Source organism: Paenibacillus zanthoxyli JH29, assembly GCF_000520715.1.
In the GTDB taxonomy this organism is placed as follows: domain Bacteria; phylum Bacillota; class Bacilli; order Paenibacillales; family Paenibacillaceae; genus Paenibacillus_AQ; species Paenibacillus_AQ zanthoxyli.
On sequence record NZ_ASSD01000685.1, the window covers coordinates 1 to 19,059 of the forward strand.

15 protein-coding genes are annotated in these 19,059 nt (G+C 50.9%); 13 read left to right on the forward strand and 2 right to left on the reverse strand.

Translation table 11 applies throughout. The features are described from left to right. Positions 1–18: 18 nt before the first annotated feature. Both L691_RS0126345 and L691_RS0126350 read right to left on the reverse strand, forming a co-directional pair. Positions 19–318, reverse strand: coding sequence for an ABC transporter permease (locus tag L691_RS0126345; protein ID WP_025693188.1), 300 nt, complete (start codon positions 316–318; stop codon positions 19–21). Then, on the reverse strand, positions 315–533 hold the full coding sequence (locus L691_RS0126350) for a hypothetical protein (RefSeq protein ID WP_025693189.1): 219 nt from the start codon (positions 531–533) through the stop codon (positions 315–317). Before L691_RS0126350 ends, L691_RS0126345 begins: the two co-directional genes overlap by 4 nt. A 296-nt stretch (positions 534–829) precedes the next feature. Between L691_RS0126350 and L691_RS0126360 the strand changes: the two genes are divergently transcribed. The 13 genes from L691_RS0126360 to L691_RS0126420 all read left to right on the forward strand — a co-directional run bounded on the left by L691_RS0126360 (position 830) and on the right by L691_RS0126420 (position 19,026). Further along, positions 830–1,756: a 1-phosphofructokinase family hexose kinase gene (locus L691_RS0126360; protein WP_025693190.1), complete on the forward strand. Its 927-nt coding sequence runs from the start codon at positions 830–832 to the stop codon at positions 1,754–1,756. A gap of 479 nt (positions 1,757–2,235) precedes the next feature. Next, positions 2,236–3,198: a carbohydrate ABC transporter permease gene (locus L691_RS0126365; RefSeq protein ID WP_025693191.1), complete on the forward strand. Its 963-nt coding sequence runs from the start codon at positions 2,236–2,238 to the stop codon at positions 3,196–3,198. Beyond that, on the forward strand, positions 3,195–4,019 hold the full coding sequence (locus tag L691_RS0126370) for a carbohydrate ABC transporter permease (RefSeq protein ID WP_025693192.1): 825 nt from the start codon (positions 3,195–3,197) through the stop codon (positions 4,017–4,019). Before L691_RS0126365 ends, L691_RS0126370 begins: the two co-directional genes overlap by 4 nt. A gap of 93 nt (positions 4,020–4,112) precedes the next feature. Continuing rightward, positions 4,113–5,522 (forward strand): ABC transporter substrate-binding protein, encoded by a 1,410-nt coding sequence (locus L691_RS0126375; protein WP_025693193.1) that lies wholly within the window; start codon positions 4,113–4,115, stop codon positions 5,520–5,522. A gap of 200 nt (positions 5,523–5,722) precedes the next feature. After that, positions 5,723–9,262, forward strand: a complete 3,540-nt coding sequence (locus L691_RS30920) for a PAS domain S-box protein (protein WP_025693194.1) — start codon at positions 5,723–5,725, stop codon at positions 9,260–9,262. Further along, positions 9,255–10,349 carry a response regulator gene (locus L691_RS0126385; protein ID WP_025693195.1) on the forward strand — a complete coding sequence of 365 codons (1,095 nt, stop codon included), beginning with the start codon at positions 9,255–9,257 and terminating at the stop codon, positions 10,347–10,349. The genes L691_RS30920 and L691_RS0126385 overlap by 8 nt, the downstream gene beginning before the upstream one ends. A gap of 286 nt (positions 10,350–10,635) precedes the next feature. After that, positions 10,636–11,754, forward strand: a complete 1,119-nt coding sequence (locus L691_RS0126390) for a WG repeat-containing protein (protein WP_232229286.1) — start codon at positions 10,636–10,638, stop codon at positions 11,752–11,754. A 196-nt stretch (positions 11,755–11,950) separates the two neighbouring features. Continuing rightward, positions 11,951–12,691: an NADPH-dependent oxidoreductase gene (locus L691_RS0126395; RefSeq protein ID WP_232229287.1), complete on the forward strand. Its 741-nt coding sequence runs from the start codon at positions 11,951–11,953 to the stop codon at positions 12,689–12,691. A gap of 31 nt (positions 12,692–12,722) precedes the next feature. Continuing rightward, positions 12,723–13,625, forward strand: a complete 903-nt coding sequence (locus tag L691_RS0126400; RefSeq protein WP_025693198.1) for a LysR family transcriptional regulator — start codon at positions 12,723–12,725, stop codon at positions 13,623–13,625. Positions 13,626–13,941: 316 nt separating this feature from the next. Then, positions 13,942–14,967: a glycosyltransferase family 2 protein gene (locus L691_RS0126405; RefSeq protein ID WP_025693199.1), complete on the forward strand. Its 1,026-nt coding sequence runs from the start codon at positions 13,942–13,944 to the stop codon at positions 14,965–14,967. A 56-nt stretch (positions 14,968–15,023) separates the two neighbouring features. After that, entirely contained in the window at positions 15,024–16,298 is a 1,275-nt protein-coding gene (locus L691_RS0126410; RefSeq protein ID WP_084654496.1) for a glycosyltransferase, read from the forward strand. A gap of 38 nt (positions 16,299–16,336) precedes the next feature. Continuing rightward, positions 16,337–17,392, forward strand: a complete 1,056-nt coding sequence (locus tag L691_RS30925) for a glycosyltransferase family 2 protein (protein WP_025693201.1) — start codon at positions 16,337–16,339, stop codon at positions 17,390–17,392. Positions 17,393–17,484: 92 nt separating this feature from the next. Next, a complete protein-coding gene (locus tag L691_RS0126420) occupies positions 17,485–19,026 on the forward strand; it encodes a lipopolysaccharide biosynthesis protein (RefSeq protein WP_025693202.1) in 1,542 nt (513 codons plus the stop codon). The last annotated feature ends 33 nt before the right edge of the window (positions 19,027–19,059 follow it).

Consider the following 19,059-nt stretch of genomic DNA (forward strand, 5'->3'; position numbering starts at 1 on the left):
CATTTGACGGCGGCGCCATCATCGGCGGCCGGCTTTACGCCGAAACGTCCGTATGCTCCACAGCATGGAGACAAGAAGGATTAGCATACACCATAGGACCGCTTTCCAAGTCTGATCGGGAGCCTGGGCCCCGGTCAGCAGTCCGCGAATCGCTTCGACAACCGGACTGATCGGCTGGTTCTCCGCAGCTCCCTGCAGCCATGAGGGCATCGTCAACGCTTCGGTATTGCGAAGATTGTGGCGAATACTTCGGCCGATAAAGACGGCGCTGGTTACGCCGAGGGAAGCGGTCTTGACCGTAGACTTTGGAATCATCATACCTGTGCCACCTCCGTTCCTCCGGTCATCGCCAGAAATACATCATCCATGTTCGGTCTGCTGATGCTAACCTTTGTCTCGCCCGGCAGGGTTAATGACAATTCTCTGAGCGTCCGGCTGATATCCAGAATGCTGCCATCGGTTGAAACCTTGCGGATAATCTCATCATCGGCATTCCTCAGTTCGATCACCTCTCCGCCAACGCGTGATTTCAATTCCGCTGCGCAGGTTGCGCCGAAAGACTGATTCCGCCCAGAACGGTGTGGTTCCCGAATGTTTTACGCAGATTCTGAATTTCAATAGCCAAAGGGTTCATGGCAGCAACTCCTGTTTATATATAAATTGATTTAATGATAAACAGTATATTGAATAAACAATTAATTGGCAATACGGAACCGACATTTTGGATAAATAGGGCCCGGCCCGGCATTTCCATGTATAAAAAGGGTAAATGTGAAGTATACCGTTTAGGTAGAATATAACGAGGTTCCCCAAAAAAGGAGATGCGGAAATGATTGTTACTTTGACCGTTAACCCAAGCGTGGACGCCAGCACAGCAATAAAGCAGGTGGTTCCCGACCATAAACTCCGCTGCCGTGAAGCGACCTATCAACCCGGAGGAGGAGGGGTTAACGTCTCCAGAGCCATCCACAGATTGGGCGGTAAGGCTCTGGCTCTGTACACGTCGGGAGGATTGCACGGGCAGCTGATTCATCAAATGCTGGAGCAAGAGGGCGTCGAGCATCAGTCCCTTCCGATTTCGGGACAAACGAGAGAGAATCTCATTGTTCTGGAGGAGTCGACCGGGCAGCAGTTTCGATTCGATATGCCGGGTCCGGTATTTGGCGAGGAAGACCGGCAGCGGTGTCTGGATCAATTAAATCAGCTCAAGACCAAGCCGGATTATCTGGTCTTAAGCGGCAGTCTGCCCCCCGGATGCCCGGCGGATTACTACGCGCAGATCATCAATTCCGTCAAGGATTGGAACTGCCGCGTAATCGTGGATACGTCGGGTGAAGCTCTTCAGCGGGCAGCCGATGCGGGCGTGTATCTGCTAAAGCCCAATGCCCGCGAGCTGGAAGAGTTAACCGGAATGACGCTTTCGGGCGACGATGATGTGAAGGCTGCGGCGGAGAAGCTCATCGCGGAAGGCCGGACCGAAGCGGTTATCGTTTCGCTGGGAGCGAAGGGAGCCTTCATGATCTCTAAGGAAGGAGCCGAGCATATCTCTGCTCCCAAGGTACCCGTTGTCAGTGTTGTGGGCGCGGGCGACAGTCTGGTGGCCGGAGTTGTCTACCGGTTGGAGCAGGGAGGGCCGCTGGCGGAATCCGTCCGCTTCGGCATCGCCGCCGGAGCGGCCGCCGTCATGAATCCCGAGCGGGAGCTGTGCAAGCGGGAGGATACCGAAAGGCTGTTTGAGAGCATGATGCAGGATTAGGTGAATTTCCCGGGAGAATGAGAGCCGTAGGCTATGGATGGGCTTCACTATAATCTGCAGGTAGGAGTAAGCATGAGCAGGAAAAGCTCCCTTTTATTTTAAGAAAAAAGAGCGTCGCAGTAGTATAAACGGGAAAAGCTCCGGCTTATACTCTGCGATTTCTTTGTTTTCAGCAAAAAAACCAGATTTATAGGGAGGAATTCCCTTTCAGTCTTGGCATTGGTTCTTTTCGACAAAATTAAGATGGAGGAATTCCGTTTCATTTGAAGACCGGGCCCGCTGGCCGCGCACCCTATAACCGGAGCTGTCCCTGAGTATGAAAATTTACGGGACAGCTTTTTTGTGTTTTTCATTCGGTTAACAGTTTTACAAAAGTTTTACCTCAGCCAGAGTTTCCCGGCGTTTTCGTTTTACATTCAAGTCTTACACTTGCAGAGGATTGTACAAGAGCAGATTTCAACAAAAAGGAGGCATTCGCCATGAGCGAGCTTGATAATCGTTGGAGCCTTCCTGCCGGAACAAGCAGAGCTTCAGCGGGAAGAAGGCTGCGTACAGTTTCGTTAAAGAGGCTGAAAGTACGGGAAAATATGCTTGCGTATGCTTTTCTCGCGCCTTCGCTGCTGCTGTTCGGGGTGTTTATGTTCTATCCGCTGCTGCGGTCGGTGTACCTTAGTCTGTACAGCACGGACCCGGCGGGAAGAGTTGCTTCATTTGTCGGACTCCAGAATTTCACGGCATTGTTTTCCTCCGGTCTGTTCTTGGACGGCATTCGGGTGACCGCGCTGTTCGCGCTCCTCACGGTACCGGCAGGGATGCTGCTCGCTCTTGTGCTTGCGGCGCTTACTCATAATCTTCTAAGGGGGAAGCGGCTGTTCCAATTCGCATTTTCGCTTCCGATGGTGCTTTCCGTCGGTTCCGCGGCGGTCATCTGGAAGTTTCTGTTTCATCCGTCGCTTGGCATGCTGAACTCCGGTCTGGAGCTTGCCGGTTTGGTACCGGTTCCTTGGCTGACCAACCCGAAGTGGGCGCTGCTCTCCGTCTCGCTGATGACCGTCTGGATGAATCTTGGGTTCAATTACATTGTGATTTCCAGCGGAATGCAGGGTATTCCGGATGACATGTATGAGAGCGCCAAGATCGATGGTGCGGGCCCGGTGGCGATGTTCCGCCAAATTACGATTCCGCTTCTGTCTCCGACGCTGTTCTTCGTTCTTGTCGTATCGATCATCAGCGCTTTTCAATCATTCGGTCAGATTAATATTTTGACTCAGGGCGGTCCGATGGACAGCACCAATGTGTTCGTCTACTCCATTTACCGGGAGGCCTTCGTGAATTTCCGGTTCGGGACCGGCAGCGCGCAGGCGCTGTTGCTGTTCGTGGTCATCATGCTCCTTACCCTTGTTCAGTTCAAATGGGTGGAAAGGAAGGTGCATTATCAATGAAAAAGCATATCGCTAGACAAGCCGCCGTCTATCTCATCCTTATCGCGGCTGCTGTATTTGCGCTGTATCCGGTCGTGTACAGCTTCTTTTTGTCCGTGATGAAGCCGGAGGAAGCGAGCGCCTTTCCGCCGTCCATTGTTCCGCATTCGTTCAATCCGGCAAATTTCATCGACGTATTCGGAATCGTGCCGATCGCGGCCTTTATCGGAAATACGTTTCTTGTATCGGGCATTGTTATGATCGGCCAACTCATTACGGCAAGCCTTGCGGCCTACGCATTTGCCAAAATGGACTTCAAGGGCAAGGGCTTTATTTTCAGCTTATTTGTCGCTTCGATGATGGTGCCCTGGGAAGTCACGATGATCCCGAATTATTTGACGGTCCGCAGCCTGAACTGGCTCGATACCTATCAGGGCCTGACGGTTCCCTTTCTGGCGACGGCGTTCGGAACCTTCCTGCTGCGCCAGTTCTTCCTCCAGCTGCCGAAGGAGCTGTACGAAGCGGCACGGATGGACGGCTGCGGGCATATCCGCTATTTTCTGCTACATGTGCTGCCGCTGTCCCGGCCTGCGATCGGCACCTTGGCCGTCTATTCCTTTTTAAATACGTATAACTCCTATTTGTGGCCGCTGCTGATTACGAACAGTGAAATGATGCGGACGGTGCAGATCGGCATTTCCATGCTGGAATTTCAAGAATCGACCTCGTGGAATCTGGTGTTTGCCGGAATTACGCTCGTTATTTTGCCTTCACTGCTACTGCTTATATTCGGGCTGAAGCAGCTGGTGCGGGGCATGTCGGCGGGAGCGCTGAAGGGCTAGAAAATACGGGCCACTGCAAGAAATCAGCTGCTTGATGCAGATGATCCATAGATTCACAAAGAGGGATAACCAAAAAAAGGAGAGGTTAATACAATGAAAAGGTTCGGCTTTAGAAGACTGCGTTTCGGACGGGGCATGATTCTGGTGCTCGCCATGTTTATGGCGGTTTTGGCAGGCTGCGGAGGGAACACAGGCGCGAATACTGAAGCAACCAATACGTCGTCTAACAACGAGTCCAGCAGCGATAAAGGCACGGATAATACCGCAGCGGCACCGGTAAAAATCACCTGGTGGCACTCCATGTCCGGCAGCGGCGAGAAAGCAATCAACAAGATTGTTACCGACTTTAACGCAAGCCATCCCGGCATTCAGGTTGAAGCGGTTTACCAGGGTAAGTACGACGAGAGCCTGAACAAGCTGAAGGCGTCACTCGGGTCGAACAGCGGCCCGGATCTGATGCAGGTGTATGAGATCGGCAGCAAATTTATGATCGACTCCAAGATGATTACTCCGGTACAAAAGTTTATCGACGAGGATAAGTTTGACTTGTCTTCCCTGGAACCGAACATTATCCGTTACTATACGATTGGCGGGCAACTGAACGCGATGCCGTTCAATACGTCCAATCCAATCCTCTACTATAACAAGGACGCCTTCAAAGCGGCCGGACTTGATCCCGAGAATCCGCCCAAGACCTTTGAGGAGTATGAGGCGGCAGCCAAAGCGCTCAGCAAGAACGGCAAGCCGGGGGCCGCGATCGCGATTTACGGGTGGTTCATGGAGCAGCTGTTCGCCAATCAGAATGCCGAGTATGTGAACGGAGGCAATGGCCGCGATCAGGCGGCGACGGAATCGCTACTTGCTTCGGACGCCGGTGTGAAGACGCTGGTGTGGTGGAAAAAGATGGTGGATGAAAAAGCCGTTGCCAATCTTGGACGCGATACGGACGATACGGACAGCGCATTTGCCGCCGGACAGGTAGCGATGACCTTGGATTCGACCGCCTCCCTGCGGAAGATCGTGGATGCGGTAGGGGGCAAGTTCAAGGTGGGAACCGGCTTTCTGCCAAGACCCGAAGGCGTCAAAGAAGGCGGCGTTGTTGTCGGCGGAGCCAGTCTGTACATTATGAACAACAAGCCGGAGGAGGAGCAGAAAGCGGCTTGGGAATTTATCAAGTACGTGGCTTCCCCGGAAGTTCAGGCGGAATGGAGCGTAAGCACCGGCTACTTCCCGATTACGAAGGCCGCATACGATCAGCAGGTCTTAAAAGACAATGTGGCTAAATTCCCGCAGTTCCAGACTGCCGTTGATCAGCTTCATGCTTCAAGCGCCTCGAATGCCACATCAGGCGCGGTAATGGGGATTTTCCCGGAAGCGCGCCAGATCGTGGAAGGCGCAATTGAGGAGGCGCTGAACGGGAAGAAGGAGCCGAAGAAGGCGCTTGAGGATGCTGCGGCGCAGATCACCGACAAGCTGAAGCAGTATAACGCGACGGTAAAATAGTATTGGGTTTATAAGATTTGGCCGCCAGGCTGCCTGATGAAGGCGCTGGGCGGCCGTTTGTTTTTTTTGACAGGTATTTATATTTTAGTGTAAGCGCTTCCACCTGGCGACGGATCTAATTTTTTTGTTGGATTATGTCGAAGAAAGATTAGAGAGAGTCTGTCTACATCAAGATGGCTCTAAAGGGAGGTGTACCGTGCGTGGCTTCCATACATAGTATTGTTTACGTAGTGCTTATCATAATGGCTTATTTTATTGTGCGCCTGTATGTAAAACAGGTCAGAGACGCCAAAAAGATGCTGGAGACCGAAAAAAAGTATAATGAGAAATTGCGCCTGTATCTGAATGTCATCGAGCAATCGCCGCTCTCTATCATAATAACCGATTCGCACAGCCGGATTGAATACATCAATCCTTATTTTACGGAGATAACCGGCTACAGCATGGAAGAGGCGGTCGGTCAAACGCCAAGTATTCTTAAGTCGGAGGAAACGGCGCCGGAAACCTATTGGAAGATGTGGAGGACAATCAGCAAGGGCGACAATTGGCAGGGGGAATTTATCAACAAGAAAAAGAACGGCGAGAAGTACTCGGAAGCCGTCATCATCTCTTCAATCAAGGATGACAACCAGAAGATCACTCACTATGTAGGCATCAAAGAGAATGTCTCCGAGTATAAGCGCATCAAAAAAGAGCTTTTGGACCAGCTTCACTTCACGTCACAGCTTATCGACACATTGCCCCATCCGTTATTTTATCTGGATGTTGAAGGTTATTTCCTTGGCTGCAATACGGCCTACGAGCAGGCGTTCAACGTGAAGCGGCTGGAACTGACCGGTCTGCATACAAGAGATTTAGCGCATTTGCCCCGTACAAACTATGAAGAGATGGACGATATGAGAAAAGAGGTGGACCGAAACGGCAAACCCGCTCAAAGGCAGCTTAAAAGGCATCTTTCCGACGGCAAAGAGCATGATATTCTTTATTCCTTGTCGGCCTATCATTTGTCAGATGGTACCAAGGGCGGGTATTTAGGCATCATGATGGATATCACCGATCTGAAGATTAACGAAAAGGAGCTTCTGGAGAGCCGCAATTTTCTGGATGTCATCATTAATCATATCCCTGTGATGATCTATGTTAAAGATGCGGAAGACTTGAAGATCTATAAAGCGAATCAGGCCTGCGCCGATTTCCTTGAACGTTCTCCTGAGGAAATAAATGGTTTGAGCAATACCGACCTGTTTCCCCCGGAGGTAGCCAGGAAGCAGAGCGCAATGGACCGAAAAGTTCTGGAGAGCGGACAGGCCTTAAGCGAGATCGAAATTTTACCGGGCGACAGCGAGCAGGGCACGCTCCGTTATGTTCAGACCTCGAAGCTGCCCATTATGGATGCCGATGGTAATGCCCTCTTTCTTCTGGGCGTTTCCGAGGACATTACCGAGCTCAAGCAAAAGGAAAGCGAGCTAACTCAAGCTCTGTACATGGCTGAAGAGGCGACGGCCGCCAAATCCGAGTTTCTGGCCAATATGAGCCATGAAATTCGCACCCCGATGAATGCCATTATTGGACTGGCTCATCTGGCGCTCAAGACCGAACTCAGTCCGAAGCAGAGAGACTATCTGTCCAAAATACATAATGCCGGAACCTCTTTGCTTGGCATTGTTAACGAGATTCTTGATTTTTCCAAGGTGGAATCCGGAAAGCTCGAACTGGAGGTTACGGAATTCGAACTCCCGGAAGTTATGACGGACGCCGTTGCCATGTCAAGCCAGTCCGCATCTGACAAAGGACTGGAGCTGATGTATTATACACCGGCCGATGTCCCGGTGAATCTAACCGGCGATCCGCTTCGCCTTCAGCAGGTTCTGACCAATCTGGTAAGCAATGCGGTGAAATTTACAGAGAAGGGCGAAGTTGTTGTCCGGGTCGAGCAGGTCCACCGTGTACACCACCGGGTTAAGCTGAAATTCAGCGTGCGGGATACGGGGATCGGCCTTAGTAAAGAAGCGGAAGCAAGACTCTTTCAGGCGTTCACGCAGGCAGACAATTCCACCACACGCAAATTCGGTGGGACCGGTCTCGGACTGGCTATCAGCCGCAAGCTTGTCGAGATGATGGGAGGAAACCTGTGGGCGGAGAGCAAGGCGGGCGAGGGGAGTACCTTTGCGTTTACGGCATGGTTCGGTGTCAGCAAGGCCAACAGCTCCTCGCCCCGGGAGATGCCCAAGGAGATGAGGTCGCTTCGGATGATTGTCGTTGACGATAATCAGGCCGCAAGGGAGCTTCTGGTTAAAAACCTGCAGGATTTCAATTGCAGCGCATCTGCCGTATCGTCCGGAGAAAAAGCGATTCTTGCTCTTGAAGCTGCGGATGAGCATGCACCTTATGATCTCGTATTTTTGGATTGGGAGATTGAGGGCGAATATGGACTTGATACCGCTAGGAGGATAAAAAAACACGCCACGCTTAAATCCATTCCCGCAGTTATTCTCGTTACAGCTTTTGGGAAGGACGTTTATTTAAAACAAGCCGATGCTGCGGATTTGGACGATGTGCTGGTCAAGCCCGTTAATCAGTCCCTGCTTTACGACACCATTATTAACCTGTTCGCGCCGCATAATGGGGAGCTGCCTGTGCCCTCAAGAGCGTATGAGAAGGATTATAAGCTTGCGGGTCTAAGGGTTCTGCTGGCAGAGGATAATGAGATTAATCAGCAAATCGCCGTTGAACTGCTGAAAAGCCAGGGAGTTAAGACGGAGATCGCTTCAAACGGAGCGGAGGCTGTCCGGATGATCAGGGAACGGCCGGAATCCTATTTCCAACTGGTGCTGATGGATATGCAAATGCCGATAATGGATGGTTTCGAAGCTGCGCGAAGAATTCGGGAGAAGGGTTCGGAGCTGCCGATCATCGCCATGACGGCCCGCACGATGCCGGAAGAAAGAGAGAAATGTCTGGCAGCCGGGATGAATGATCATGTATCCAAGCCGATCGACCCCGTTATTCTGTTCAGCATCATCGATAAATGGACTCCAGACGATGTGAGAAGCAAGCTTTCACAATCGGTCGGCGGGGGGACCGGGCAAGAGGAAAACATCGCAGCGCCGTACTTCCCGCAGATTGGTGGAATCGATACGGTTAACAGCCGCAAGCGCATGGGAAACAACGGGATTTTATATATTAGTCTGCTGCGGAAATATGCGGACAATAACGGCAATACCGTAAGGCAGATCAAAGAGGCCGTAGACGGGCGGGATTTCGCCGAAGCGCATAGGCTTGTTCATAACTTAAAAGGCGTATCCGGCAATATCGGCGCTGTGGAGGTAGAGACCTTATCGGGCGAAATCAGCGCATTGCTGTCCGCAGGGCCGGCCGGGGTGGAGATGATGCCGCTTATTGAGAGACTTGAGACTGCCGTACTCGGCATATCGGAAGAAATCCGTTCCGTATTAGAAGAGGTCCCCAGTTCCAGTGCCGAAGCAGAAGGAAATACGCCTCCTCGCCGGCCGATAAAGCAGGAGATAGGGCGGCTGCTGAGTCTATTGAAGGATAGCGACAGTGAAGCGGTAGACTATTTCAATGCGATGAAGAATCAATTAAAGGCATGGATGGAGCCGGAAGACTGGTGCGAGATGGAACGATCGATCGGGATATTCGATTTTGAAGACGCGATTGACCGGATTGAAAGGGTGGAAAGGAGCAGCAATCTGTACATTGAGGGTGATGAGAATGCTTGACCTGAGACCCGTTGTATTAGTAGTGGATGATACGCCTGATAACATTGCTTTACTTAGCGGCCTCCTGAAAGATTGGTATAGAATAAAAATCGCCACGAACGGCGAAAAGGCGCTCGCGGTAGCCAAGTCCGCGCCGCCCAATTTAATTCTGCTGGATATTATGATGCCGATCATGGACGGCTATGAAACATGCCGGCGGCTGAAAATGGATAAGGAACTGGAGGATATTCCTGTCATCTTTCTAACTGCCAAAGAAGAAGCGGAGGATGAGAACAAGGGCTTCGCGCTGGGGGCGGTAGACTATATTACGAAACCGATCAGCGCTCCAGTTCTGCTGTCGAGGGTGAAGACGCATTTGACTCTCAAGCAGTCCAAAGATTTCCTCAAAGACAAGAACCATTTTCTTGAGAAGGAGATATCGCGGCGGATCAAGGAGATTTCTCTCGTTCAGGAGGTGACCATCATGTCGATGGCCGCTCTTGCCGAGATTAGGGATGTCGATACCGGAAATCATATCCAGCGGACGAAGCTGTATATTGAAGAGCTGGCCATTCACCTCGCCCGGACGCCCAAATACAGCGGGATCTTAAACCGGGAGACGGTTGACCTGATCGTCACCTCGGCTCCGCTTCATGACATCGGGAAGGTGGGAATACCGGATCATATTCTGCTGAAGCCGGGGAGCCTGACCCGGGAAGAGTTCGAAATCATGAAGACCCACACAACTTTGGGTAAAGAAGCGATTTTGCGGGCAGAGCAGCTGATGAACAAGAAAGAGACTTTTTTCCGGTACGCGAAGGAAATCGTCTATTCCCATCATGAAAAATGGGACGGTACAGGCTATCCCGAAGGGCTTTCGGGGGAGCGAATTCCGCTATCAGCAAGGCTGATGGCTGTAGCCGACGTGTATGACGCGCTTACAAGCAAAAGGGTGTACAAGGAAGCCATGTCCCATGAACTGGCGGTTGAGATCATCGAGGGGAACGCGGGAAAGCATTTCGATCCGGATATCGTCCGGATATTTCTTGGCTGCCAGCGTAAATTCCAGGAGATATCCGCCCTGTACCAAAACGAGCAAGTACACTGAAGCAAAGAGGACATTAAGCGCGGAAGTTCCTGTGGGGCTGTTTCATAAGTAGATTCTTCTACGAATGAAATAGCCCTTCTCATTTTTAAAGCCGTAAAAAGACAGCAAAGCAGCATACGTCTCTAAAAATGTTCCAGTAAGGGAAATGGCTGCGACGTCTTTTTAAAGTCGGTATTCGTTCTTGTTGGCGCGAAACTTATTCATCATTTGAATGTCTAAATTCATGGATTTATTTTTCATAATAGGATATATTTTGTGCACTAAAGACGAAAAGGAGCATGTAATAATGAAGAAAATTGGATTAGCGTTACTGATTGGATGTATGACAATCCTTATGTCGGGAATCTGCTTCGCAGTTTCATCCGCAACACAGATCAAGTTCTCACAAACGCCGATAAATTACAGTCCTGTCCGACCTGCAAGCGACGGGCAATTCCATGACGGCTTACTATTCTCCGAACAATCGGATGGAACTCTTGTCTACTACAATGCGAAAGGACAAGAAGCCTTTCCCCTTCCCGCTTGGATCAAACCGTTAAGCGATTTTTCCGAACAGCGGGCGATGGTAATGAACACGAAAACCAAGCTTGTGGGATATATCAACACCAAAGGCGCGCTGGCAATTCCCTGCAAGTATGCGAATGGAGAAAGGTTCTCGGAGGAAGTTGCTCATGTGTCCATTCCGGATTCAACGGAACAGGCGATTATTGACCGCTCTGGGAAAATAGTTCATACCTTTAACCAAACGTACGATTCGGATTATGCCTTCAGCGGCGGCTTAGCAGCGGCTTATGCGCCGAAAGGCGGCAAGCTCGGATTTATCAATACCTCCGGGGAATTGGTCATTCCATACCAATACACGTATGCGCGCAGATTCAGCGAAGGAGTGGCCCTTGTTCGAAACAGCAAAGGAAAATACGGGTTCATTGATGCAGCGGGTAGAACGATCATCCCCTTCCAATTTAACGCAGGAAGCGATTTTTCCGGAGGGTTAGCGGCTGTTGAAAATGCCAAGGGAAAATGGGGCTTTATTAATAAAAATGGAAAGACGGTTATTCCTTTTAAATATTACGGTGCCGGTAATTTTAGCGAGGGCTTGGCTTACGTATACAATTCAAAAGGAAAACTCGGTTATATCAATAAGAACGGAACTCAGATTATTGCTTATCAGCAATATAATAGAGCATTTGACTTTAAAGAAGGAGTCGCTTTGGTAGGGGTTGAATCAAAATCCGGAGCAGACAGCAGATTCGGTTATATAGACCGCCAGGGCAAGTTGCTCACCAAGCTTGAGTATAGAGTGGGATCTTCTTCATTTAACGGCGGGTCCGCTGCGGCGCTTAAGACTTTAGGCAAGGGAGTTATTCTCACAAAAGTTTCACTCACGCAACAAAAAACAAATTGACAAAAGGACATGGGGCGTACTAATGGCTCCAATGTCCTTTAAGGTTCAACTTTAATTTGATCCACAATAAATTCATTCTTCGAACTATGCCCCTTTCATCTTGCCTAGCAGAAATTATATCAGATCTATTTTGCGCGGATATCCGTTATAATATGGCTTAGCAAGTAACCATAAGGAGGATATTGATTTGAACGAAGTGCTTTCAACGTTGGCCAATCACCGCTCCTACCGGGAGTACTCGCAGCGGGATGTGGAGCAGGAAGTATTGGAGAAGATCATCGGAGCGGCGCAGGCGGCTCCCTCATGGATCAACGGGCAGCATGTGACGATTATTTCCGTACGGGACGAGGAGCGCAAACGGCAGCTGTCCATTCTCAGCGGGAACCAGAAGCATGTGGCCGGGGCTCCGGTATTTCTTGTGTTCTGCATGGACTTTTACCGCGCCAAGCTGGCCGGTGAGATTGAGCATATTTCATTTGAAGCGGAACGCGATGTGGATGTGCTGCTGACCGGAGCGACCGATGTGGGGATTGCGCTGGAAGCCGCGATTGTCGCGGCGGAATCTCTCGGCCTTGGCATCATTCCGATCGGCGGAGTCCGGCGGAATACGCGCGGCGTTATCGACCTGCTTAAGCTGCCGAAATATGTATTCCCCATCGTCGGCCTCTGTGTAGGCTATACCGAAGTTGAGGTGCCGAAGCAGCCCCGGCTTCCCCTCCACGCGGTATGGCATGAAGAGAGCTATAACCCGGATCTGGCCGGTTATCTGAGAGAGATTAACGAAACCCAGCGCCAACTGCTGAAAGCCCAGGGCTTGGAGGAAAAAAGCTGGACCGGACGGGTCGCGGCCTTCTTCGCCGCCAATCCGGAATACAGCGATGCGAAGCGGACGCTGAAAGAGCAGGGCTTTACCTGCGGCAACCTCAAGGATGAGTAGAGCCTAAGCCAAGAAGAAAGGAACGCGCCCATTGACTTTACAACAACTGAAATATGTGATCGAGGTTGCGGGCCGCGGTTCGATGAATGAGGCGGCGAAGCGGCTGTTCATTTCCCAGCCCAGCCTGTCCAACGCGATCCGGGATCTGGAAGATGAGATCGGGATCACGATCTTTGAGCGGACCAACAAAGGCATCTCCCTCTCGAAGGAAGGCGCGGAATTTCTAAGCTATGCCCGGCAGGTGGTCGAGCAGGCCGAGCTGCTAGAGAACCGGTATCTTGGCGCCAAGCCGTCGCCGCAGCATTTTTCCGTGTCCACCCAGCATTACGCATTTGCGGTGAATGCCTTCGTGAACCTGGTGCGGGAGTACGGGCAGGAGGAGTATGAGCTCGCGCTCCGCGAGACGAAGACCTACGAAATTATCCAGGATGTCAAAACCCTCCGCAGCGAAATCGGCATCCTGTATCTGAACGAATTCAACGCCAAAGTGATGGGCAGGCTGCTGAAAGACGCGGGACTAGCGTTTAACAGTCTGTTTACGGCGAAGCCGCATATTTTTATCAGCATCCACAACCCGCTCGCCAAACAGTCCATCGTCACCATAGACCAGCTTCACGAATATCCCTACCTGTCCTTTGAACAGGGGGAGTATAACTCCTTTCACTTCTCCGAGGAAATTTTGAGCACGCTCTCGCATCCCAAAAGCATACGGGTCAACGACAGAGCGACGCTGTTCAATCTCCTCATCGGGCTGAACGGATATACGATTTCTACCGGCGTGCTGAGCGCGGACCTGAACGGCAATGAGATTATTCCCGTTCCGCTGGACTGCGGCGAGAGCATCAACGTCGGCTGGATCTGCCATAAAGACGCCGTGCTCTCCAAGCTGGCTCTTGCATATGTGGAGGAGCTCAAAAGGGCAACAACGGAGTAATGATTAAAGGAGAAATCCGCCGAAAATGGCCGGGTTCCTCCTTTTTATAATGGAAATGAAAATTTTGGGGTATTTCTTATCTTATTCCAAAAAGCCGTCCGATGGCGGGATAGCCAAGGTAACATTCGGTTCGGGTTCCCCCTCTTCAAGCGTATGCCCGTCTACTACGTTAGAGCCATTTTTTCGGTGTTTTCTGAAAGTGCATTGACCTTTTTCCAGGTGATAAATATATTTGGTTTAAGTGAATCGCAATCAGCCGAACGTGAGCTTTAAACTAGATTTTTTATTCTCTAATTGAAAAGGGGTGCCTGCTTCGATGAAACCGGAGAAACCGGAAATCAGCATCATAGTGCCTGTGTATAAAGTGGAGAACTACATCCATAAATGCGTGGATTCGATTCTGGCACAGAGCTTCGAGAACTTTGAACTGATTCTAGTCGATGACGGCTCTCCCGACAACTGCCCTGCCATTTGCGACGGCTATGCGGCCATGGACACAAGGGTCAAGGTCATTCATAAACCGAACGGCGGATTATCCGATGCCAGAAACTGGGGAATCAACGCCGCAGAGGGCAAGTATATCGGCTTTGTCGATTCGGATGACTGGATTGCCGAAGATATGTACGAATCGCTGTACAACTCCTTGATCGAACATGAAGCGGATATCGCCGTATGCTGCCATTACGAGGTGGTTGACGGTGAACTGTTCCAAATTAACAACTTTGACGGCTTTCCCCGAGTGCTGGGAAACGTGGAAGGATTAAGTGAACTGCTGATGGATGTCCGGATCAAGAATCTGGCCTGGGACAAGCTTTACAAAAGAGAACTGTTCCGCAGCGTAAACTATCCCGTTGGGGTTTATTATGAGGATACTCCGACCACCTATAAATTGTTCATGCAGGCTTCAAAGGTCGCTATCGTCAACATACCCAAATATTATTACTTCAAGAGAAAAGAGAGCATCACGGGGAGCAAAGATCTGAAAAAGCTGCAGGATAAGTTCTCCGGTGCATATGAGAAATACGAAAAGGTCAGAAGCCAGTACTATGACAAAATCGACAAGCATACCTGGGGCTGGGCCGCAAACGTCGTAATTAATGAAGCGATGGAGCTGTACAATTATCTGCTCAGGCAAAAAGACGGTATGGATCAAAGCGAAGATGTCGCCAAGGTGAAAAAGTTTCTGCGGGAGAATCTCTCTGTAATTCTGGGCGCTAAGCCGGTCGGACCCAAATTGAAGATGGCCGGCCTGATTCTGTCCACCAGCGAAGCGTTCTACAGCCTGCTGTACAGCACCCTGATCTTTCCATTCCGTAAAGAAAAGAATCAGAGCCTGATGTAGGTTTACTCGTAAAACTGCGGTCCGGTTACGTATTCTTATCTATCGGGGAGGAGCCTATGATGCATATCGGAATTTTCATGCATACCAACTGCTTCGAGGATTTTTTCGTGAAGGGACTCGGCATCAGCGAGCGGGAGTATGTCGAATCCTATCATAATGATTTTTCATTCGATTATGCCCGTCTGCTCCGTGAGCACGGTATTAAAACGACGATCTACAATTTCACGAAAACGGGCAGCAAAGCCCGTACCTACCGGCATAAAGTCGTTGATTGTACGGTGAAGTTCATACCGGTCAACGCTGCGTACCGTCTGTATGACCGGATTCCGTTCTCGAAGCGGACTCCCGCCCTCAAATTTGTCTCCCAGTATATCTCCACCATTCAGCCGGACCTTGCGCAAATACTGAAGGGCGACGGCATCGATGTTATCTACGCTCAGGAATATGCGTCCGGGCGGTTTGAACGGCTGGCCGGCGTCGCCAAACACTTAAGTCTCCCCATTATTGCCGCATATCACGGCGGAAGCATACCGGGGTTCCTGATGCCGATCAAGAGACGGACCTTGCGGCAGGCCGCCTATCTGACGACGCTTAACGAGGATGAGCATCGCAGCATGCAGTTGTCTTTGCCCGAAATGAAGGACCGTATCCGCATCATTCCGAATTTCGTCAACCGCTCCATCTTCCACCGGGAGGACCGGGAAGAAGCGCGCCGGGCGTTGGGCCTTGACGCTAACTCGCGGTATATCATTACGGTCGGACGGCTGGACGAGCATCAAAAAGCGCATTCCTTGCTCGTCGAGGCGGTCAAGACGTTGGGGGATTTTCCGGATCTGAAGGTGCTGATCGCCGGAAGCGGGCCAGATGAGCAGGAGCTGCGGCAACGGATATCGGCTGCCGGGCTTGAGGACAAAATCATCCTGCTTGGGTCGGTGCGCGACAAAAATGAATTGAGGCATTATTATAACGCCTCCGAGCTGTTTGTGCTTCCCTCGCGCTACGAAGGGCTGCCTCTCGTCCTTCTGGAAGCGGGCGCCTGCGGATTGCCTGCCGTGGCCTTCAATGTTATGGGCGTCAGGGGGCTGATCCGGGACGGGGAGAACGGCCTGCTTGCGGAGAATCTCGACCCGCTCCAGCTGGCCGACGCGCTGCGCAAACTGCTGTCGGACCCTGAAATCCGCTCGGAAATGGGCGACCGGGCGCTGAACATTGTAGAGAGCCAATATTCCGAGGAGATTATCGGCGCCAAGCTGAATGCGCTGTTCATGGACAGTGTGGGCGGCGATAGCGGTGTAAAGTTCAAACCGGCCGTTCTAGCCGGAAATAAATAAGAAGATATCGGATAACCGTCAAGAGGAGGAGTGCTTTAATGAAGCTGAGCGTAATCATTCCGGCGTACAATGTCGAGACGCATATCGGCTATACGCTTGAGTCGCTGGCAGAACAGACGAACAAGGAATTTGAGACGATTGTCGTTGATGACGGCTCCACTGACGGAACGGGACAGGCGGTTCAGGACTTTATTGACCGGGGAAGGCTGGCCAACTGCCGGCTGATCCGCACGAAGAATGGCGGCGTCAGCGCCGCCCGAAACCGGGGTGTAGAGGAAGCGCTTGGAGATTACGTTATGTTCCTGGACGGCGACGATCATGTGGACCCTGCTCTGGTGGAGTCTTTTGTCAAAGCTGCGGAAGACGGAGCTCCCGAGATTATTTGCTGGAAATGGCTGTTGGTCGATGAGAACGGGAAGCAGATCTTTGATTTTTACCGGGATATTCGCGGTCTTCCGGAGAAACTGCCGGGCACGGATGCGCTCCGGCGGATACTGGTAGAGAAGAATATGCGGATTTGGACGGCAAGCGCCGCTTACAGCAGAGCGATGCTGCAAGAAGGCGGCGTTACGTATGCAGCGGGTTGTATTAACGGGGAGGATCAGGAGTACACGTTCAAAGCATTGGCGCTTGCGGCCAATGTTGTATTTATTGACAAAGTGCTGTCTTTCTATCTCCAGCGGAGCACGTCCATTTCAAGCGTCTATAATGTCAAAAAATTCGATTATGCGGATGCCTTCAAGCGGGCGGCAGAATATATGAAAGGGCGTCCGGAGCTGAAGGATGTCCGTGATACTTTGCTCACCCGTCATATGCTTGAGAACTATTTTTACAATCTGAAGACCTGCCTAGGAAGCCCCGGCAATGTTTCGATCCGTGCGCTGCTGCGGGATATCGACAAGCATTACCCCCGTTTGAACGAAGAGATGCGCCTTGTCATGAAGCGCCAAATGAAAGAGCACGGCAGAGTGAATGTGCAAATCCGCTCCTTTCTGATCGCGCCGGAGCTGTATTTGCTGCTGCTCGGATTCCGTCAGGCGGCTATACGGATAAAGGCGGGCCTTCGCTCCAAATTCCGCCATGCGGCGGCATAACGGGAAACCGCAGGCAGCCATTTTGTCGTAAGCGTAATTGTATGTTCCTGGGTTAACGCGGCAGCTTAAGAATCAGCAAGAGGAGGAACGGTATGTTAGCCAAACGCAGTATTCTCAATATTTCCATCGGTTTACTCAGCCAACTGGTTACAATTGCACTCAGTTTCTTTATTCCCAGGCTGATTATGCTGAATTACGGTTCGGAAGCCAACGGACTGATCGCTTCCATTACGCAGATTATCGCCTATCTGTCTCTGCTGGAAGCTGGCGTAGGCGCTGCCTCGATTCAGGCCCTGTACCGTCCGATCGGGCAGAACGACCGTTCTAAGATCAATGACATTTTGGCTGCCACCTCCATTTATTACAAGAAGACAGGCCTCTATTATTTTGCCGCGGTTGTATTGATTGCCTGTGTTTATCCGTTTGTGATTGAATCCGGGTTTGACGCGCTTACGGTAATGGCGGTTGTGGCGCTCAGCGGGCTGGGCGGCGCGGTCAACTATTATTTTCAGGGGAAGTTCAGAGTGCTGCTCCTGGCCGAGGGAAAGAGCTATATTGAATCCTCGGTCGGTACGGTTGCCAATATCGTCAACAGTCTTGTCCGAATCCTGCTTCTGCTACAAGGCTTTAATATTATTGCAGTGCAAGCGGTTTATTTTATCGTCATTCTACTGCAAATTGTCGTATACCGGCTGTATATCCGTAAGTATTACCATTGGATTGATCTGAACCGGAAGCCCGATTATGCGGCGATCAGCCAAAAGAACTCTGCGCTTATTCACGAGCTGTCCTACCTGATTTTTAAAAATACGGACATTCTGGTGCTGACGGTCTTCACCAATTTGAAAGTCGTCAGTATCTACGTCATGTACAATATGGTGTTCAACATCGTGGACAATCTGGTGTTTATGGTCAGCGGCAGCCTCAAATTCGCGCTTGGCCAAAACTATTTCGACAACAGAGCGAAGTTCATGAAGTTGTACAATATATACGAGACGTATTATATGGGTTTTATTTTCGCGGTAATCAATATGGTATATATTCTGATACTGCCATTTATGGGGCTATATACGGCCGGGGTTAAAGATATAAATTATATCGACTATCTGCTTCCGGTGCTGTTCGTCGCGGCCAAGCTGCTGATCAACGCCCGGACGCCGGTGGATAATGTAATCGAAATTGCTGGCCATTTCCGCAGCACCCAGGGAAGATCGATTCTGGAGTCGGCGATCAATCTCGTCTGTTCTATTGGATTTGTCCTGATGTTCGGCGTCTACGGCGTATTAATGGGCACGATTGTGGCACTCCTCTACCGCTCCACGGATATGATTATTTATGCCAACCGGAGGCTTCTGGAGCGCAGTCCCTGGATCACGCTGCGAAAGTGGGGGGCGAATATTGCACTGTTCGTCTTTATCAGTCTGATTATCGAGAGCGTCAATCTTCCTATCCATTCTTTCTTTTCCCTGATATTATGGGGGCTTGTGTTGTCAGCGCTGATCTTCCCGCTGTATTTTATGGTCAATTCCCTGTTTGAAAAGGATGGGTTTGCGATTCTGCCCGGACTTGCCAAGAAAGTTACTTCACGGTTCAAGTTAGGGAAGAAGCCGGCTGCGGAGGGGGGCTCTCAGTGAGCGCGGAAGGCCGGACTCATCAAGCTGGCAGGG